Here is a 16,435-nt window from a genome sequence, read left to right as displayed (position 1 = left end):
TCTTTAAGCTGGAACAGGCTGGCTCTTTGCATGGCAGGTCGTTGTAGTGGGCCTAGGTTCATCAATCACGGCGCGTGCCTTGCTATGGCCGCTTGTGGCCGCATGCGGTTGGCCAACGCTTGCCACGGGCGCACCCCGATCGCAGGGCCGCGGCGGAGGACTTCGCTGCACGCTGAAGCGCCGATATCCATCAGGTCAAACCGCGCAGCGTGACGGGCTTGATCTTCAGCCGTTGGGCGTTACGGCCAAGGACGTCGTCGAGCGTCGCCATGCGCTTCGCGCCTGCGGCTTCGGCACACGCTAGGTGGAGCGCGTCGCCGGCACGCAGAGCACTCGCGGCATCCAGTACCAGCTCGGCCGCTCGATGAAAGTGCGCCGGCTCAACCGGCAACAGCCGCAGGTCGGCAGCCACCATGCGTTCGAAGCGCGACCAGGCGCCTTGAGCGTGTTGCGCGTCGATCGCGCCGGTGCGCTGCTTGATGCCAAGCGCGCTGGCGAACTCCGGAATGCACCAGGCCGCGGCGACGAGTTCCGCCTTCTCGCTCGAGTACCAAGCGGCGGCGGCCGCGCTGTGGGCCTCATTCACAAACAGAGGCACGAGCACGCTGGTGTCGACGTAGACCATGTCAGTACCTGGCATCGCGGCGTACTTCTTCCATCACGGGGGCGCTCATCGGCATGGCTTTGCGCGCCTCGGTCAACTCGAGAGCGAACGCCTTGCGATCCCACTGCGCTGGCCGGATCGACAGGGCGCCATCCACGGTGATCTGCGCGTCGACGGTTGCGCCTTCGTGCAGGCCGAGCCGGCGCACGACCTCGGACGGAATCCGAAGGGCTAGGCTGTTGCCCCACTTTGCCACTTGCAGGTCCATGATGTATATCCCTTCATGGATATACATGCTACTTTCTGACCGCAAGATGTCAAGCGGGGCGGGCCCGGCTGTCCGAAACGTTCTCGCCCTGCATCGCCGGCCCAAAGTAGTAAAGGAACAGAGTCCAATTGCGGCCACGGCCGCAGCCGTGAGATCCGTCGCCGCACATTGGCGCACGAGTCTTCTTGTTCGGCGCCGAACGTGCCGCGCAGGGTCCGCTCTTCCTTCGAGCGCAGCGGACCGGCGGCGCTCTACGGCGAAGGCGCCAGCAGCGACACGACCTTCTCCACCCTCGGCGTGCGGGCAAGAATGCAGGCGAGCGACAGCACGCGCCTGCGCGGCAGGCCGGGCTGGCGCCATGCGTTTGGCGACACGACGCCGAACACCACGCATGCATTCGGCGGCAGCCTGCCGTTCACCTTGGCCGGCGTGCCGCTGGCGAAGAATGTCGCGGTGCTGGAGGCGGGTATCGAGACGCAGCTACGCCCGAACCTGACGCTCAGCGCCTCCTACTCAGGGCAGTTCGGTAATGGCCTTCAGGACCACGGGGCCAAGGTCGACTTGACCTGGTCGTTCTGAGTGGGCGCGCGTTCGGTCGCAAGGTCGAGAGGGCGGCAACAGCAGGAGGGCGCAGCAGGTATTCGGGGGAAGGGGGCTGCGTTGTAGCAGGCCAGCTGCGCAGTTCTTAGTCAAAATTGACCACATCTTTCGGAAACCTACGTCCAATTCCTCTGGAAAAAATCCATCTCCCGTGGCGCATAGCATCAAAAGAGTTACACTTCGTGTACATAGTGCGCTGCAGACAATGTCTGGCCTTTTCGATTGGCCCAAAAAATACGCTGCATTTTTTGGGCGAAGGATTTCCAATGTTCAACTTGCGGATTGTTGCGCGATCCCTCCATCTGCTGGCCGCAGGCGTGGTTGTTTGCGCTGCCCTTCCTGCCGCCGCGCAGACCTTCCAGGTGGCGAACTCGACCGCCGGCCGACAGGTGACAGCCGCCCCGATCAATCAGATCGTGGCCAACCTGAACGCCGGCATCAATAACGCGCAGTGGACGGCCACGGTGGCGAACAACCAGGCCAACTATGCGACCCAAGTCGGCAACAACGCCCAGGCCACAGCCAACTGGGCTGGGGACGTTGCGAACTACGCCAGCAACACCGCTGCTGACGCGTGGAACCGAGCAAACAACGCCCAGGCTACGGCGAATGCGGTCGCCGGGCGCGTGGATGCGGCGTGGAACCTGGGCATTTCGGACTGTGCCCTTGCGTTGGGTGGGATTCAATGGATTGCGTTCTGTCAGGCGGTGAATCCGCGTCCTTGGTAGAGCGGATCTACGCGACACGCCGGGCGGCCGCGATCTAGCATTCTGGCTCCGGCCAAGAAGAAAGCCGCCCTGAGGCGGCTTTCTTCTTGGGTGCGTCCAGCTCAAGCCATGAGGCGATTCTTCATGGCGTAGTAGGTGAGGTCACTGTTGCTGGTCAACTGCATCTTCTCAAGGACGCGAGAGCGATAGGTCGCAACAGTTTTGGCGCTGAGGGCCGGTGACTTCGCGATTTCGACGGCGGAGCTCCCCTGAGCGAGCTTCATGAACACTTGGAACTCGCGTTCCGACAGAGTCTCATGCGGGGCCTTGGCCGGCCCTTCCCTCTTGTCGATGAGCTGCTCCGCCAGGGATGCCGAGAGGTGGGTGCGGCCCGTGGCAACCGCGCGAAACGCATCCAGAAACTCCGCCCGCCGCGCATCGGCCTGAAGGTGCCCTTTGGCGCCCGAGCGAATTGCCTGCACGACCAGTTCGTCTGGGGGTACATCCGAGAGCACCAGGACAGCCAGCTCCGAGCAATGCTCGCGAGTCTCCCTGAGGACGTCGACCGCATGCGACAGGGAACAGATGAGCACCCGCACATCCTCTGTCCGCACAAGGCTCACCACTTTTCCTGGGTCGCCCGTATGTCCGGCAAAGCGTAGATCCGGAAGCCCGGCCAGGAACAGCTCGAGCCCCGCGCGAACGATAGGCCTGCGATCTAGGATTCCCACACTGATCATCTTCTCTCCAATGAAACGCGCCATCTGCAAGAGGGCACGAGACCCTCCTGGAGATGGCGCAGCGCTGAGCGGCTAGTGCGAGAGCTTAACTGCCCGTGGTGAACGAGAACGTCTTGGTGAAGGCACCGGTCGAGTTGGTCGTGATCGCGGGGTTGGTGCCGGTGCTCACCCAGTTGGTGCCGTCAAAAGTCAGCGTGGTGTTGTTGCCGACGATGCTCACTTCGTACTCGGTGTTGGGGCTCAGCGGCGCATCGGGCATCAGAACGGCTTGGCTCGGGTTCAGCATGCCGTTGGCGTCGTTTGCCTTCGTCATGACGGGGCGCAGGGCCACGACCGTGCCGCTGACCTTCGCCTTCATCGAGGCGCTCGAGATGGCGATGCCCTGACCCGGACGAACTGCGATCAGGATCGGCTGTCCGATGGGGTTGGCATTCAGATCGCGACCCGGGATCGGGTTTGGAGTCTCGTTCCTGAGCGTGTGCGCCGTGCCGATCGTTCCGTCGCACGGGTACGTCTGGACCGCCGCGCTGCTCGGCTTTTGCGACGCAGCCCCCTGCGCGAGGCCCAGATTGAATTGGTGGATCGAACGTGGGCCGAAGGTACCGGTGGTACCCGTGGCGTCGCTGCTCTTGATCGAGATGCCGATGTCCAATTCGGGGCTCAGGAGGCTGAGAGCATGGTAGGGAGCACTCAGCAGCCCGCGAAGAGCTTGCACGCCGAGGCCTGTGATCAGGTTGGCGCCGCCGCCGGTGATGTCCGCGTTGTCGTCGAGAACGAGCAACGTTGAATAGCCCGCAGCATTGGCGCGGTCAAGCGCGTTGTTGCCGGTGAAGAACGGATCGCTCGGGTCCTGGAAGTGGCCGGCCTTGTTGTTGCGAAGCAGGTAGTTCGCATGACCGGAGGCGGCCGTGTCCAACGGAGTGCTCTGCTGCAGAAGACCGAAGCCGCAGTTCTGACGCTCAGCGTTGAGTTTGGCGAAGGCTGCCAACTCCTCCGAGCCGGCCGTGTAGGTAGCGGCATTGATGCTCGTCACGAGCGTCGAATCGCCAGAGGTGGGCGGCGGGGGGGCGGCCGGAAGCTCCGGAGCCGGATCGGCTGCGGGTGCCGGTGCCGGCGCCGCTGGCGCGGGTGCCGGCGCAGGAGCTGGGGCCGCGGCGATCGGCAGGAATCCACCACCACCGCCTCCACCACCGCCGCCGCCGCAGCCCACCAGGGCGAGGGTGACCAGGGCCAGAGCGATCGGAGAGAGAACCTTTTTCTGCATGAATGCTTCCGAGTGATTTAATGACAATTCATAGTATCGATGCGGACTCAATTCGCGCTAGAGCAACGCGCAAAAAAAACCGCGCGAGCCATCGATATGTGCCAGGGCACGTATCAAGTAGGTACTACTTTGACGCTGTTGAGAGCGTCGGGCTTGTTGTCAATGAGCCGCAGCAGCTCTTGGCTTGAGGCCGATCCTCACCGCGCATGCGTCGCTGCAGATGAACTGCGAGCGGCCCGCGACTGCCCGCCAGGATCTATCGGCGGGAAATGCCGGGCGTGTGGAGCGCTAGCCGCGCGGCGCTGTCTGCTCGGCCTCGGCATAAGCCCCAAGAGGCGCGTCCGCGGTCTGGTCGTGCAGTCGGACCCGGCCTTCCTCGCGAGGGCTCGTGAGAGAGCCGGTCTGGAAGGCCATGTTGGCCATCGTGAGCGCCGCGCCTCGTCGATTCGACAGCTCGGCGAAGACGGCCCCGCTGTCGGTCGCGTAGCAGTTTCCCAGGCGCGCGGCGCCCCCGAACTGCCTGCTGCTGCTGCTTGCTGCTGGCTGCGGTGTGTGGCCAGCGAAGATCCGGCCGATGCCAGGAACGCCCCGCGAGTCACCGCGCTTCAGGCGCTCGCGGCCGCGCAGGCACGATTCCAGAACGTCAGCATCGCCATGCTCCAGGCCTGCGACGAAGTCCTCCCAGTCCATGCCGCGGGGCACCTCGCCGTGAAGCACGGCAACGCAGCCGCGAGTGCTCTCGACTTCCATGGCATAGGGGAGGGCGGCGAATCGCTTCAGCAGCTCGACCCGCTCGTTGGCCGTGAGCTTGGCGATCCAGCCCATGCCGTTGAAGTTGATCCGCGAGAGCACTTCGAGCGTCTCGTCCGGATCGTCGTCGTTGTCCATGTGGAGATCGTTGACATCCTCCCCGCCCTGAAGGACGGGGATTCCTGCTGACGTGACCTGGGCCTTACGCACAGGTTACTCCTTCGGAGGGTTCCTGCTTCGCCGGGGCTGCGCGCTTCGTCCTTGCGGACGCCGCGCGTCTGACCACCCCTCCACAGGCATCGGGCTTCAGTGTCGAAGCCCAGACCGCGTGCCCCGCGGCCAGAATGTTCCTTGCGGCGTTGATGTCCGCATGTTCGGTGTGGCCGCAGGCCACGCAGGCGAAGACGCTTTGCGTCTTCCGGTTGTCGGCCGACTCGTGGCCGCAGATGCGGCAGGTGCGGCTGGTATAGGCCGGATTCACGTCCACCAGCTGGCCGCCGACGGCGGCGAGTTTGTACTCGAGCTGGCGCCTGAACTCGCCCCACGCAGCGTCAAGGATCGAGCGATTGAGGCCGGCCTTCTGGCGCACGTTGCGCCCCGGCCTGTCCGCGCTACCGCGGGCCGAGGCACTCATCGCCACAACGCGCAGGTCCTCGATCGCGATCACAGGATGCTCGGCCGCCAGGCCACTCGTGAGCTTGTGCAGCCAGTCGCTGCGCTGCTGCGCGATGCGCCTGTGCAGCGCGCGCAGCTTCACGATGGCCTTCTTGCGATTGCATGAAGCCTTTTGCTTGCGGCTTACGCTGCGCTGGTAGCGCGCGAGGCGCCGCTGCTGTGCGGCCAGCGCCGCCAGAGACGCGATCAGCCGTTCATCCGAGAGGCCCGCGAAGTTCGTGACGCCCACGTCGATGCCGAGCGTCGGCGCAACGTCGGCGGCCGGAAGGACGGCGGGCTGCAGCGTCTGGATTGCCACGTACCAGCGGTCTCCCTCGCGGGTGATGCTGGCGTTGCGCAGATCACCTTCGACCGTCCGGCTCATCCGCATGCGCACCCAGCCGAGCTTCGGCAACTGAAGGCGGCCGTTGGCCGCCTCCAGCTTGAACTGCTTGTTGTCCGGAAATCGAATGCCCGGCTCCTCGCCCCGCTTCTTAAAGCGGGGGTAGCCAGGCTTCTTGCCCGCCTTCATATTCGCGAAGAAAGTCTGGAATGTTGCGTCCAAGCGCTTCAAGACCTGCTGCTGGGGATGCACAGGGCCATCGGCCAGCCACTGCGTCTCTGGCGCGTTGCGCCAGGCCGTGAGCCACTTGGCCATAGCCACGTAGTTCGCGTAGGGCTCGCCGCGCTCGCGGCGTGCCTGCTGTTCGGCGAGAGCTCGATTCCAGAGCCAGCGCAGCATGCCCGCGTAGCGGGCCAGCTGTCTCTCCTGCGCGGGGCGCGGACGGAGCTGGAAGCGGTAGGCGCGGAGGGCCGAATCGATGGACATGTGAGGAACAGTATGGAGAGGCGTCAGCGCTACGCGCAAGGTCGCGAAGACAGATCGCTTAGAAATTCCCGCGACTCCATTGCAGACTGAGCAGCGCCGTACAGGAAGGGACGCCTGCGGCGTCCACGCTTTCCTTCCCCGCCCTGAAGGGCGGGGTTGACGCGCATTCTGGTCACGGCGTCTCAGCGACCGGGAAGGGCGATTCGCCGGCGAGGTGCCGAAGATCGAACTGGGGGCCGAACTCGCGTGCGGGAGGAATGTCTTCCCCCACGATGCAGTGGCTTTCGATGATACGCATCGCCTCGTTCAATTCGTCTTTCCGAGAGCGGCTCCCGAGTAGAACCGAGCTGTCGGCGGCGCGCCGGGACATCAGTGACTCATGGCGGGCATGTGCGTAGGTCCAGAGCGCGCGCACCAGCTCGGCGGATGCGGCTGGCGAGAGGCGGGCCTTGCGATACTGCTTGCGGTCTGCGAAGACAATGTCGAGGGCGTAGGGGCCCCATTCGGGAGGCATGCCCGTGCTGGTCGCTGTGATCGAAGTGGGCATGCCGGCCTTGGGGGCTGGCGCGCTGGCGGTTTCGGGCTCGCTGAAGAGATCGAGGCTGGTGGGTGTCATGAAAGTCCTTCGAATGCCCGATGTCTGGCGGATTTGCTCGCCTCTTTCGTTCGCATTAGAGTATCGTAGCGGAACAGAAGAGGTTCGGGGAATCACGTCTTCGCTCTTTCCTCTGTAGGCTCGAAGATCTCTCTCCCCGGAAGCTGTTTCTCTGGCGCAACAGCCTCGCCGGAACAAGCCTTGGCGCATCAATCAACGGGCCGGCCGGGGCGCCCCGATGAGGCGACGCGCGGTTTGGTAGGCTCGGCGCCCAGGAGGAAGGCGTTCGAGTGAGATATTCAGCCAAGCCGATCGAGGACTACGGGCGGTTCGTCGACGGTGAGTTTCGCGGGCCCAGCACGCTCCCGGCGCTCAAGCACGACCTGGAGGCGTGGAACCTCGCCTACCTGTCTTTCAACTTCGATGCGAAGCCGGTGTGCCCGTTTCCCGAGTTCGGCCACCTGGTGGCCATGACCATGCGGACGGACCTGACGACCGGGATCTCGCATCCCGCCGGCGTCCCGCTGCCGCGCCAGCTCACGGTGCGTCCGTTCCTGCGCCAGCGGCCGCGGGAGTTCGTGAGCACGATGCTGGCGCATCCCATGGTGCGCAATCTCCCGCTCTTCAAGGGGTTCGGCGAGGACTGGATCAAGGTCATCTTCGAGCGCAGCTGGATCGGCGGGGAGGTGGCCGACGACGGGCTCGAGGAGGAGGCTGGTCTGCTGGAGATGCGGCGCTTGATGGACCGGCTTTCCGGGCAGGTGAGGTGAGTGAAAGCGAAACGCGGTAATTCCGGGGGATCGACGAATCTGAGAACCCGTGGCAGGTGCCGTGAGGAACCGGCGACGAGTCCTAGAAAAAAAGTCCCTGACTGCCTATTCTGTGAGCACCCCAAGGGAAACCACGCTAGATGCGGTTCCGAGTGGTTGCTCATGGACTTGTCCACAGAGCTGTCCACCGGGCACGGGGAAAAGAGGGCCTTGACTTTTCGTTGCTGCGCCGCGCGGAAAGGGTGTCCGCCAACGGTCGATACCACCAGGCGGGCGGCGCCGCCCCTGATCTGGATCAGCAGCGAGGACGATCCTCGAGGCATTCCTCGGCTTCCTCGTCCCCGCTCTCTGAACGTTCGTCACCTCGCACCTTGATCCGCGTCACCTGCGAGAGCACCGCCGCGTCCTCGGTCATGTCCGGGCGCGGCATCTTGAAGACCGGCTGCTCGAGTTTGCCTTCGTTGAAGCGGTAGAGGTATCGCACTTCGACCAGGCTGCCCACGGCGGGCATGGCCTCGCTCGGCGGGATCGTCACGTTGCCCAGGTCGACCATGGCGCCGGTGTCGTCGCGCAGTCCCACCGCGACCGAGCGCTGGGCGTTCTGGCGCAGCACCAGGCATGTAGCCGTCTCGGTGAACTTGAACTTCAGGCTGTCCTCGCTGCGGCCGGCTTCGAAGGGGGCCTCCAGCCGCTTGAAGACGAAGCCTTCGCCGTTCGACGCGAGGATCTCGGCGGCGCGGCGGCGCTTGTCCTCCGTGGCGACGCTCAGTTCGAGCACTTCCATCCATGGGATGGCGCTGGCGATCTGTTCGAGGTGGTTGAAGCGGGTGAGGAACGGGCGGCCCCGGAAGTCCTGGCCCTTGGACTCGAGCAAGTCGAAGGCCATGAAGCGGTCGCCGACGTGCTCGCCGGCGATGACGGTGCGGCCGTCCGAGTAGAGTTCGCTCCAGTTCTGGGGGATGTCGACGAAGAGGCCGCGCCGGTTGGTGCCGCGCACCGTGGTGCCCTCCAAGATCAGGATGCGGTTCTCGCCATCGGCCTTCTGCTGCAGACCCCAGTTCGTGTCGCGCATGAGCAGCTCGGCCTGGTCCTCGGTGATCGCCGTGGGCAGCTGCGGCAGCTCGCCGCTCTTGCGCCCCGCGAGGTCGCTCGCGGTGTAGAGCGTGCCCGACTGGTCCGGGGTGTAGCCTCCCGAGGTCTTCTCGCGCACCAGCTTGTCGTAGATCTTCCTGGCCGCTTTGTAGGCGAGGGGCGTTGCCGTCTTGGTGCCGGTGCGCAGGGTGCCGCCGCGCGGGCCGTTTCCATAGTCGACCACCCAGCCCGCGTCCTTTTGCCGCAGGTGTGCCTGGTACACCTTGTCGGATCCGTTGCCCGTGTAGAAGAGAAAGCTGGATGCGGGTGCATGTTCGAGAGTGGACATCGTTCGCGTGGCGCCAGGTGCGTTCAGGTGGGCTCAGGGAAAAGGATGGCGGCGAGGGCAATCACGACCGTTTCGCCGCCGAGCATGCGCGTGTAGAGGTTCTCGCGGCCGGGCTCGTCCAGCTGCATGAGGCCCCAGTTGACGAAGCGTGCACCGGCGTTCGTCAGGCCGAGGTAGTTCGGGAAGACCTCGGAGGGGCGCGCCTGGTAGCCGGGTTTGTGCTCGGGGTGGAGCTTGTCGCGCCCGGCAATCCAGGCCTTGCAATCGCGCTCGGGGTGCCTGGAATTGCTGCGGTTGAACTCACGCGCGCAGTTGGTCTCTTCGTGGTCCATCACGCGCCAGACGACTTCTGCTGGCTCTCCCATGGCCTCGCCGATGCGCCGCCGCGCGTGTTCATCGATCAGGGTCTTACTCGGATCCATTGCTCTACTGCCTTCACAAATTCATCACTTGAACGGACGACGGCCGTGAGCCAGCCGGCGGCAGCCGCATCGTCCAGAAAGTCTTGTTGCTCGTCGCTTACCGTTCCGCGGTTGGACTTCACTTCGATCGCCAGGCCGGTATATCGGCCGGTCGGGCTCGGGAATGGAAGGATCCAGTCCACGACGCCCTTGCGCACGCCCATGGCGCGCATTCTTCCGGCCTCGCCCCGGCTGCGCAGGCCGCCGTTGGGCACGTGCATGAGCCAGCGCAGGAAGGGATAGATCCCCTCGTGAGCGAAGACCCAGTCCGCACAGGCCCGGTGAATCTGGTCCTCCGTCGGGTGGCCGTTTGCCAGTGCTAGCTTGCGGGGCTTGCGAGGTCGGACCGGGCGTCAACTTCCGGCGCCAGCGCCAGCGAGGTTGTCTTTGGTGCGGACGTCTCCAGCGCCAGCGAGCCGCCACGGACTCGCAGGTGTTCTGGCGCAACCGATCGGAGGAGTTCGCTGTCGGGCGAGCCCGCCGGGGCAAGGCCCATTCGCGCGCGATATTCGGCTGCGCTCATGCGCTGGAACGCGGCGCTCACTGCTTGGCCTTCCAGGGATTGCTCTTCGGCGGGGGCGCCTTGAACTCGCGGGTCTTGAACTGGACCACCAGGTCGTTCTCGTCGAGCCAGGCCTGGATCATGTCGGCCTGCACTTCCGCCGGGCGGATTTCCTTGTCCGTCCTCATGACGATCCGGCCTTCCGATTCCTGAAAGACGGTGGTCACGACGAGCGAGTCGAGCGCCAGGAGCTGGCGCGGCAACTCGACCGTCCGCACGGCGAGGTGGCCCCTTGCGCAGCGATCGGACGACGAAAGCACCTCCGGCGAGCGCGCCGACGAAGCCGCTCGCGGTGGCGGCGGTGAAGAGCGCGATGACGGGAATGTCCAGCACCGCGATCAGCCGCGGGGAGTGGAGCTGCGCTCGTCGTCCTGGTCGTCTTCGGCCCGCTGCGCTGCCTGAGCATGCAGGTCGCCCAGCATTGCGCGCCCACTTGGCGCCGACGCTCGCGTTCCTCGGGCGACATGGGGGTGTTGCCGATGGTCAACGGGGTGCCGTCAGGATTGTTGACCATCGAGAGCGATTTCCGGTCCCAGATGACGAAGGCGAACGAGTGGCGGGTGACGACCTGGATGCCACCGAGTTCTACAAGTCTATGGGGGTACCCGTCGCTGTCGAAGAGAGGCAGTGCCCAGTCGATCTCCTCGCCGTTGGTCAAGGGGTAGTAGGAGGCAGCCACGGCTTCAGCATTCGGGCGCGAGGCATCCGCGGGCGCTGCGCCGACCTTGCGGACCTCGGCCGGCTTGTGATCGTCTTCCAGCCGAATCAGGGTTTCCTGGGCCAGCCATTGGAACCCGTTCCACGCAGCGTCGATGTGACCCTCGACGTAGCCGGTGCCGGCGCGCTCTAGAAGTTTGCACACGTCGCTGTCGGGCAGGCCTTGGAGCAGAGTGGAACGGAGGTAGCCTTCGAAAGGGGCGCGAAGGGCTTCGATCTCAGGGGTATGGAGCCGGCGAGGGTCCAGGCGTTGAGTGGTCATGTGATTCCGGAGGAGGCGAGCGGTCAGGCCGATGCCATTGCGGAAGACGCCGGGGCCGCCTTCATGGACTTGCGGCAGGCGAGGTAGCCCTTCACGCTGGTGTAGAAGAAATAGACGTTCTGGGCGACGACGCCCCACACGGGCGCGGTCGGCGCGGTGAACGCCCAGACGATCCAGAGAACGTTGGCCACGAGCCAGGCCATCCAGCCCAGGTACGACCACCGGTCATAACGCGCCACGAGCAGGCTGCCGGCCATGCTGATGGCGGCGCAGACGATGTCCATGGTGATTGCTATGCTGAAGACGGTCATACAGGGCTTCGAGATTCGATGCAGGGGAGGGTCTCCATCGATCGAGATCCACAGGGATTCTGCTCGACTTCAGAAAAAGCTTGTGAAATTGTTAGTTCGCAACAGAATACCGACACAGACACGAATACCGCAAGGCAGACTGTGGCGCGACTCCCTTCATTTCTCTCCAGACGCTCCGGCCATGCCGGTCCTCAAGCAACTATTGCGCTGGCCCCGGCTTCTGTCGGATCGCCGGCGAGCAGGTCAGTGCACTGCATCGCCGTGGACCCGCGTGCGGTGATGGGCACATCGGCCCGCTGGTTCTCAACGGTCGAGGAGGCCGACCAGGCGTTCCTGAGGATGTCGAACTCGCCAGCAATGGAGGCGGCCACCCTCGAGCGCTTCAGGCTTCTGGTGCCGGCCAGTGCGACGCGCGAGAAGGTCGACGAAATGGTGATGGCCGCTGTCCGCTGGGACGCCTATGTGCCCATCGTGCGCAGGGAAGGGGACCGGCGCGCCGCGAACGATTCAGCGCCGGCGCCGCTGGGAAGCTACGAGCTCGGGTGGCCGTACGACGCGGATCCGGATGTTGGAATCAGGCCTCGATCCGGCTAGGCCGTTTCGCGGGTGGCAGCGGCCTTTGCGACCGCAATCATGTCCTTTAGCGCCGTATCACGATCGAGCTTCGTCAGGTGCATCGGGTGGTTGATGCGCCAGGCGGGAATGCCATCAAGCTCGAAGCGCAGCCGGGCGCCTTCATTCTCAACGGCAACAGGACCCATTCGCTCACCGAAGTGGCTCTTGAGCTGGGTGTCGAAGGACGGGTTCGTTGCAAAGCAGATGACGTGCGGCCGAAGAATCCTCAACTGGGCGTCCAGAAGCTCTCTGGAGAGGCGCTTGATGGCCTGGTACGCGTCGGGGAAGTTCTTCGCAATGGTCGTTGGCGAGGCACTAGCATGGCTGGCCGCGAATAGATTGCACCAGCCAAGAGCACCGGCAACACCACCCATGCGCTGGTTGCCGCGATTCAAAAACTGGAGGAACTTGTGCTTCCCCGGTTTCGCCAACAGCAACCCGAGGTGGGCGTCGGCGGAGCGACGAACATAGTCGGCTATCGGCGTGGTGGACAGATCGACCTTGTTCAGCCACCCCTTTGGCGCGCGCCCCACAACGATGATTCGGCCAAAACTCTGGCAGTAGCCGAGGGAGGCCTGGGGAAGGAACACGCCCGAGCGGCCCGGCAACCCCAGGAGCAGTGCGAGCGCTGACGGCGTGACGATCCGACAGTGGGCCTCGTGCAGCTCCTCATTGAGCAGCACGGCGTCGAGTCCCTTGGAGCTAGGCATGCTTGGCGGCGGCGTGGCGGTGGCGTGGATCTCTTGATGGCTGAGCATTCGGCCTACCCCTGCTGAAGCTTCTCGCGAATCGCCCGCGCCGTAAACGTCGTCTTCATCCCCAGCTGATTTGATACATCCGCGTCGTTCATCCCACGATGGATCAGCCGCGCCGCATAGGCGTTGCGCACGAACTGCGGGCCGTGGAACGCGGCCTGGTGGCCCAGCTCCTCCAGGGTCCGCTCCACGCAGCTGGTCACGACGCGCTCGGCTAGGTCCGGGGCGATCGGGCTGCGCGCCGCGCCGAGCCCGCCGGCGACCACGTCCCCGGCCGCTGCGATGTCGATCTGGCCGAGAAAGAGGCGGTTCGAGGCGCGCGAGCCCTCCGCGATTGCCCGGCGAGACCGGACGACCCGAAGCTCAGAGCGCATATCGATCCAGCGCGCGAGGGCGGCGGCGAGCTGGCGCTTCCCGACGACCGTCCGCGCTGCGACTTGCCGGTGTCCAGGTGAGCGGATCACCACCGTGCCGTCTTCCAGGAAGGAGATGTTCCGCGGGATGAGCTTGCAGACCTCGGACAGCTTCAGGCCGCATTCAGCGACGAGGAGCCGCAGCGCGAGGTTGCGCGCGGGCGTCCACCCCTGGCGCAGCTGCGCGCGCTCTTCGACGAACATCCGGGCGGCCATCTTCTCGTAGGCCGCCAGGAACGTCGGGCCGGCAGGCAGCGGTGGGTCGGTCTCGATGCGGCTCTCGGCCTTCCTGCGCTTGCCTTCGAGCACGACCGCTGCGGGGTTGGTGCGCAGGACACCCGATGCCTCCAGGTGCGTGAACACCCGGTTGATCTCAGCCAAATAGGTGCGCATGGTGCGCACGCTGGCCGGCGCGCTCTTGCGACCGCGCAGCGATGCGAGAAAGTCCTCGATGTGGGCCTGCTGGACCTGGTCGAGCTTGAGCGACTTGGCTGCGAGCCACCGGCAGAACTTGCCCCAGAAGGACTGGTAGAGCTTGTTGCTGTGCTCCGTGTAGAGCGCTTCGCCGTTGCTCTCGTCCCCTGCGTGGCTCCAGCTCAGCGTCGAGCGCCACTCCTTGTGCGCCTGGAGCGGGTTCTGCAGCCAGGGGAGGCTGCGTGCTGTGGAGTTCGTGACGGTGCGGGCCATGTCGCCCGAGGATAAGGGTCGCGCACTGCATCGAAGCCTGCGCGCGCTCTTACCCGTTGCGGGGAAGCATCAGCAGCGGGCACATGCCTCATCTGGCACGAGTTGAAGCCGACCGTCGCTGATCAAAGGGTCAGAACGAACAGAATGAGGCCACCGAACCAATAGAGTCGGTCCGCAAAGCGGCCCGATTGGGTTGCCTCTTCGGCGAGACAGGCCGGCGGAGATGTCAGGTCCCGGATACTCCCGTCTCGGCTGTCTCCGGCGCGGCGGATGTCACAACAGGCGCCGCAGCCTTCGTGGTCGTGCGCAGGCTACGGGTCTTGGCGGCAGGGTGGGACTTGACATCCTTGGAGGCGGCGGCCTTCTTGGCAGCCTTCGCAGCCTTCGCAGCCTTCGCAGCCTTGGGTGCAGCCGCTGCTTTCTTTGCGGGCGCGGTCTTCTTCGAAGCAGCACTCTTCCTGGCGACAGCGTTCTTTGCAACTCGCTTCGCCGCCTTGATTTCGGGGACTGAGGCAGAAGTGGGAGCCACCTTCTTGATGCGAATCGACTTCTTCGCCGGAGCAGCAACGGTGCGGGCCTTGCGGGTGGCCTTCTTTGCCACTGCAGCGACAGGCGCCGCGGCTTCCTTGGCGGAAGGCACTGTGACGTCGCCAGGTTGGTCGATGAGGAACTTGTCACGGCTGCGAGCCGTGGCAATCCAACTCGGGGCCTTGCCGAAGCCCGTCCAAGTCTTGCCCGTCTTCGGGTCGCGGTACTTGGGAATACCTGCGCCCTTGCGAGCTGCCTTGCCGCCGCCGAGAGCCTTGCCCGCGGCTGCCTTCAATGCTTTGGCTCCGCGGCCAAAGAGCTGTTCGACCGTGAGGCCAAACGTTGCAATCGACTCCCTGATTTGCGCAACCACCTTGGTCGCTTCAGCTGCACGGAGCGCGGCAGCTTCCTTTTCGAGTTTGGCGATGGTGGCTTTGATTTGCGCGTAGGACTTCGTCATTGAGTCTGGAACGTTTGATTGATGGAGTCATCGCCTGACGTTTTGAACGTTGGCGACAGAAACGTGTGAATTGTCGATGAACGTTGTGGAAAGAATTGCAATCTTCAAACGCACGGCTGCCCGAATTCTAGCCAGAGCTTATCGCGAAGGAGGCGGGTCGGGGAAGGCCCGCTTGCCGCCAGCCTTGGCTGTCTGCCGAGCGCGTCCACGCCGAAACCTATCAAGGCGTCTCGGACCATGGGGGGCTTTCTCTTCGGATTCACTTCGCGGCACGGGCCGCATCGGCTTGTCGCTCGGCATCGAGCAACACGCGGGAGAGGCGCACGCCGAGCGCTTTGCAGACGCCGGCGGCTTTCGGGAAGGTGGGCTTCCGGCCGTTCTCCATCTCGGAGATCGAGGACACCGAGAAGCCGGTTAGACCGGCCAGCTCCTGCAGCGTGAGCGACTTGTTCAGGCGACGCTGCCTCAGGCAAGCCCCGAACAAGGCGGCATCGAAGCCCATGGGAACGGTTGCTCGCTTCATCAGATCTGGCTGCGCATGGCCCGCGCGATCTCGGGCCAGGACGCGCCCATGAAGTCGTGCACGTCCACGGCGAACGAGCGCCACTGGCGGGTCAGCTTCGACTTGATGGCGATCTCGGGCCCCTGGCTCGCAAAGAGGTCCAAGCCGGCCCAGGCGAGCACGACGCGCGGCAGCAGGGCGCTCTCGCCGAGGTAGCTGGCGCCTTCGGGCTGCAGGTCCCGCATGGCCGGGTGCAGCGAGCGGTGCACCTCGCACAGGACGCCGACGGCCGAGTGGCGGCCGAGCCGGTCCTTCAGGCGCCGCGCGCCGCGCTTGTACTTGCCCGATTCGAGGGCGTCGGCCCAGAGGGCGGCGATCTCGGGCTTCATCTGGGTGCCGGGCTCGGGCACGCCTGCGCCGCGCACGCTCGGGCAGTTGAGCGACCGCATCGCCGGCGTGATCTCGGTGGCTGGGTGCCGGTGCAGGCCGGGGCGCTGGCGGCGCACGGGCGGCAGGCCGTCCATGCTGCGGATCGTGCAGGAGGAGTCGGCCGGCGCAGTCGGCGCGACGGGGATCCGCCCGAAGAGGTGGCGGGAGAGAAGGTCGGCTGCGGAGCTCAATTCAGTTGTCCGAGTTGGGTGGGTTGAAATGCGGGGCGGTCCGGGTTGCTCACGTCGCAGCCGCGCGCGCCGCGCTGCAGGCCTTCGCCGTAGGCGCGCAGGGCGGCGACCGCGATCAGGATGGGCGTGGCCACCCACAGGCTGGAACTCACGAACTGCCACGCTGCGTCCTCGCCGGCCCGCAGACTCAGCAGGTAGTAGGCGATCCAGGGACTCAGGGCGACGGCGGCGATGAATGTCTTCATAGGTGCAGGTGCTTTGGGGGCTTGGTTCCTCGCGGGCTATCCCCGCGGGTGGTGTGGCGCCAGCTCGGACGGGTGGGGGGGCTGTTGGCGCGCGGG

Annotated in this window: 23 protein-coding genes; 4 read left to right on the top strand and 19 right to left on the bottom strand. The window is 65.1% G+C overall.

All coding sequences use genetic code 11. From position 1 onward, the window contains the following. Positions 1–190: 190 nt before the first annotated feature. Together A8M77_RS17125 and A8M77_RS17120 are read right to left on the bottom strand one after the other, a co-directional pair. Positions 191–625, bottom strand: coding sequence for a type II toxin-antitoxin system VapC family toxin (locus tag A8M77_RS17125; RefSeq protein ID WP_086922722.1), 435 nt, complete (start codon positions 623–625; stop codon positions 191–193). 1 nt (position 626) lies between these two features. Beyond that, the gene (locus A8M77_RS17120; protein ID WP_436825255.1) at positions 627–872 is read right to left on the bottom strand and encodes an AbrB/MazE/SpoVT family DNA-binding domain-containing protein; all 246 of its coding nucleotides are present in this window, start codon (positions 870–872) and stop codon (positions 627–629) included. A gap of 201 nt (positions 873–1,073) precedes the next feature. Here A8M77_RS17120 and A8M77_RS17115 point away from each other — a divergent pair, with 201 nt between their 5' ends. Both A8M77_RS17115 and A8M77_RS17110 read left to right on the top strand, forming a co-directional pair. Next, positions 1,074–1,451, top strand: coding sequence for an autotransporter outer membrane beta-barrel domain-containing protein (locus A8M77_RS17115; RefSeq protein ID WP_238136856.1), 378 nt, complete (start codon positions 1,074–1,076; stop codon positions 1,449–1,451). Positions 1,452–1,738: 287 nt separating this feature from the next. Beyond that, positions 1,739–2,200, top strand: coding sequence for a hypothetical protein (locus A8M77_RS17110; RefSeq protein ID WP_086922719.1), 462 nt, complete (start codon positions 1,739–1,741; stop codon positions 2,198–2,200). 101 nt (positions 2,201–2,301) lie between these two features. Here the strand turns inward: A8M77_RS17110 and A8M77_RS17105 are convergent, their stop codons facing one another. From A8M77_RS17105 to A8M77_RS17085, 5 genes are all read right to left on the bottom strand, one after another. Then, positions 2,302–2,943: a LuxR C-terminal-related transcriptional regulator gene (locus A8M77_RS17105; RefSeq protein WP_086922718.1), complete on the bottom strand. Its 642-nt coding sequence runs from the start codon at positions 2,941–2,943 to the stop codon at positions 2,302–2,304. A gap of 61 nt (positions 2,944–3,004) precedes the next feature. After that, positions 3,005–4,183 carry a CAP domain-containing protein gene (locus A8M77_RS17100; protein WP_158100944.1) on the bottom strand — a complete coding sequence of 393 codons (1,179 nt, stop codon included), beginning with the start codon at positions 4,181–4,183 and terminating at the stop codon, positions 3,005–3,007. A 288-nt stretch (positions 4,184–4,471) separates the two neighbouring features. After that, positions 4,472–5,071, bottom strand: a complete 600-nt coding sequence (locus tag A8M77_RS17095) for a hypothetical protein (RefSeq protein WP_086922716.1) — start codon at positions 5,069–5,071, stop codon at positions 4,472–4,474. A gap of 64 nt (positions 5,072–5,135) precedes the next feature. After that, a complete protein-coding gene (locus A8M77_RS17090) occupies positions 5,136–6,416 on the bottom strand; it encodes an RNA-guided endonuclease InsQ/TnpB family protein (RefSeq protein WP_086922715.1) in 1,281 nt (426 codons plus the stop codon). Positions 6,417–6,588: 172 nt separating this feature from the next. Next, positions 6,589–7,032, bottom strand: coding sequence for a hypothetical protein (locus A8M77_RS17085; protein WP_086922714.1), 444 nt, complete (start codon positions 7,030–7,032; stop codon positions 6,589–6,591). 269 nt (positions 7,033–7,301) lie between these two features. Between A8M77_RS17085 and A8M77_RS17080 the strand changes: the two genes are divergently transcribed. Then, on the top strand, positions 7,302–7,781 hold the full coding sequence (locus A8M77_RS17080; RefSeq protein ID WP_086922713.1) for a hypothetical protein: 480 nt from the start codon (positions 7,302–7,304) through the stop codon (positions 7,779–7,781). A gap of 295 nt (positions 7,782–8,076) precedes the next feature. On the opposite strand, the gene A8M77_RS17075 is transcribed toward A8M77_RS17080, so the two are convergent. The 6 genes from A8M77_RS17075 to A8M77_RS17050 all read right to left on the bottom strand — a co-directional run bounded on the left by A8M77_RS17075 (position 8,077) and on the right by A8M77_RS17050 (position 11,514). Continuing rightward, complete coding sequence (locus A8M77_RS17075; RefSeq protein WP_086922712.1) at positions 8,077–9,201, bottom strand: hypothetical protein; 1,125 nt, start codon at positions 9,199–9,201, stop codon at positions 8,077–8,079. Positions 9,202–9,224: 23 nt separating this feature from the next. Further along, on the bottom strand, positions 9,225–9,623 hold the full coding sequence (locus tag A8M77_RS17070; protein WP_086922711.1) for a hypothetical protein: 399 nt from the start codon (positions 9,621–9,623) through the stop codon (positions 9,225–9,227). Further along, complete coding sequence (locus A8M77_RS17065; protein ID WP_272947442.1) at positions 9,602–9,949, bottom strand: VRR-NUC domain-containing protein; 348 nt, start codon at positions 9,947–9,949, stop codon at positions 9,602–9,604. The genes A8M77_RS17070 and A8M77_RS17065 overlap by 22 nt, the downstream gene beginning before the upstream one ends. A gap of 253 nt (positions 9,950–10,202) precedes the next feature. Then, a complete protein-coding gene (locus tag A8M77_RS17060) occupies positions 10,203–10,391 on the bottom strand; it encodes a hypothetical protein (protein WP_143694636.1) in 189 nt (62 codons plus the stop codon). Then, positions 10,388–11,203: a hypothetical protein gene (locus A8M77_RS35275; protein WP_143694635.1), complete on the bottom strand. Its 816-nt coding sequence runs from the start codon at positions 11,201–11,203 to the stop codon at positions 10,388–10,390. Before A8M77_RS35275 ends, A8M77_RS17060 begins: the two co-directional genes overlap by 4 nt. Positions 11,204–11,226: 23 nt before the next feature. Next, positions 11,227–11,514 carry a hypothetical protein gene (locus A8M77_RS17050; RefSeq protein WP_086922707.1) on the bottom strand — a complete coding sequence of 96 codons (288 nt, stop codon included), beginning with the start codon at positions 11,512–11,514 and terminating at the stop codon, positions 11,227–11,229. A gap of 246 nt (positions 11,515–11,760) precedes the next feature. Here A8M77_RS17050 and A8M77_RS17045 point away from each other — a divergent pair, with 246 nt between their 5' ends. Further along, on the top strand, positions 11,761–12,108 hold the full coding sequence (locus A8M77_RS17045) for a hypothetical protein (RefSeq protein ID WP_086922706.1): 348 nt from the start codon (positions 11,761–11,763) through the stop codon (positions 12,106–12,108). On the opposite strand, the gene A8M77_RS17040 is transcribed toward A8M77_RS17045, so the two are convergent. From A8M77_RS17040 to A8M77_RS17015, 6 genes are all read right to left on the bottom strand, one after another. Then, a complete protein-coding gene (locus A8M77_RS17040) occupies positions 12,105–12,887 on the bottom strand; it encodes a hypothetical protein (RefSeq protein ID WP_086922705.1) in 783 nt (260 codons plus the stop codon). The genes A8M77_RS17045 and A8M77_RS17040 overlap by 4 nt on opposite strands. 5 nt (positions 12,888–12,892) lie before the next feature. After that, on the bottom strand, positions 12,893–13,984 hold the full coding sequence (locus A8M77_RS17035; protein WP_086922704.1) for a site-specific integrase: 1,092 nt from the start codon (positions 13,982–13,984) through the stop codon (positions 12,893–12,895). 226 nt (positions 13,985–14,210) lie between these two features. Next, a complete protein-coding gene (locus A8M77_RS37245; protein ID WP_086922703.1) occupies positions 14,211–14,972 on the bottom strand; it encodes an H-NS histone family protein in 762 nt (253 codons plus the stop codon). A 259-nt stretch (positions 14,973–15,231) separates the two neighbouring features. Beyond that, entirely contained in the window at positions 15,232–15,474 is a 243-nt protein-coding gene (locus A8M77_RS17025; protein ID WP_158100943.1) for a helix-turn-helix domain-containing protein, read from the bottom strand. Positions 15,475–15,494: 20 nt separating this feature from the next. Then, complete coding sequence (locus A8M77_RS17020) at positions 15,495–16,094, bottom strand: hypothetical protein (protein ID WP_086922701.1); 600 nt, start codon at positions 16,092–16,094, stop codon at positions 15,495–15,497. Further along, positions 16,091–16,339: a hypothetical protein gene (locus A8M77_RS17015; RefSeq protein ID WP_086922700.1), complete on the bottom strand. Its 249-nt coding sequence runs from the start codon at positions 16,337–16,339 to the stop codon at positions 16,091–16,093. Before A8M77_RS17015 ends, A8M77_RS17020 begins: the two co-directional genes overlap by 4 nt. Positions 16,340–16,435 lie beyond the last annotated feature (96 nt).

Source organism: Variovorax sp. JS1663 (genome assembly GCF_002157355.1).
In the GTDB taxonomy this organism is placed as follows: domain Bacteria; phylum Pseudomonadota; class Gammaproteobacteria; order Burkholderiales; family Burkholderiaceae_C; genus Variovorax.
The sequence above is the reverse complement of the archived record's forward strand: the minus strand, read 5'-3'. Positions and strand labels throughout refer to the sequence as shown.

Bases quoted from the DNA above. Each gene is read 5' to 3' on its own strand.
- A8M77_RS17090 (WP_086922715.1), bottom strand. From the start codon at position 6,416: ATGTCCATCGATTCGGCCCTCCGCGCCTACCGCTTCCAGCTCCGTCCG.
- A8M77_RS17015 (WP_086922700.1), bottom strand. From the start codon at position 16,339: ATGAAGACATTCATCGCCGCCGTCGCCCTGAGTCCCTGGATCGCCTAC.
- A8M77_RS17085 (WP_086922714.1), bottom strand. From the start codon at position 7,032: ATGACACCCACCAGCCTCGATCTCTTCAGCGAGCCCGAAACCGCCAGC.
- A8M77_RS17110 (WP_086922719.1), top strand. From the start codon at position 1,739: ATGTTCAACTTGCGGATTGTTGCGCGATCCCTCCATCTGCTGGCCGCA.
- A8M77_RS17050 (WP_086922707.1), bottom strand. From the start codon at position 11,514: ATGACCGTCTTCAGCATAGCAATCACCATGGACATCGTCTGCGCCGCC.
- A8M77_RS17070 (WP_086922711.1), bottom strand. From the start codon at position 9,623: ATGGATCCGAGTAAGACCCTGATCGATGAACACGCGCGGCGGCGCATC.
- A8M77_RS17100 (WP_158100944.1), bottom strand. From the start codon at position 4,183: ATGCAGAAAAAGGTTCTCTCTCCGATCGCTCTGGCCCTGGTCACCCTC.
- A8M77_RS17095 (WP_086922716.1), bottom strand. From the start codon at position 5,071: ATGGACAACGACGACGATCCGGACGAGACGCTCGAAGTGCTCTCGCGG.
- A8M77_RS35275 (WP_143694635.1), bottom strand. From the start codon at position 11,203: ATGACCACTCAACGCCTGGACCCTCGCCGGCTCCATACCCCTGAGATC.
- A8M77_RS17035 (WP_086922704.1), bottom strand. From the start codon at position 13,984: ATGGCCCGCACCGTCACGAACTCCACAGCACGCAGCCTCCCCTGGCTG.
- A8M77_RS17105 (WP_086922718.1), bottom strand. From the start codon at position 2,943: ATGGCGCGTTTCATTGGAGAGAAGATGATCAGTGTGGGAATCCTAGAT.
- A8M77_RS17075 (WP_086922712.1), bottom strand. From the start codon at position 9,201: ATGTCCACTCTCGAACATGCACCCGCATCCAGCTTTCTCTTCTACACG.
- A8M77_RS17125 (WP_086922722.1), bottom strand. From the start codon at position 625: ATGGTCTACGTCGACACCAGCGTGCTCGTGCCTCTGTTTGTGAATGAG.
- A8M77_RS37245 (WP_086922703.1), bottom strand. From the start codon at position 14,972: ATGACGAAGTCCTACGCGCAAATCAAAGCCACCATCGCCAAACTCGAA.
- A8M77_RS17040 (WP_086922705.1), bottom strand. From the start codon at position 12,887: ATGCTCAGCCATCAAGAGATCCACGCCACCGCCACGCCGCCGCCAAGC.
- A8M77_RS17120 (WP_436825255.1), bottom strand. From the start codon at position 872: ATGGACCTGCAAGTGGCAAAGTGGGGCAACAGCCTAGCCCTTCGGATT.
- A8M77_RS17025 (WP_158100943.1), bottom strand. From the start codon at position 15,474: ATGGGCTTCGATGCCGCCTTGTTCGGGGCTTGCCTGAGGCAGCGTCGC.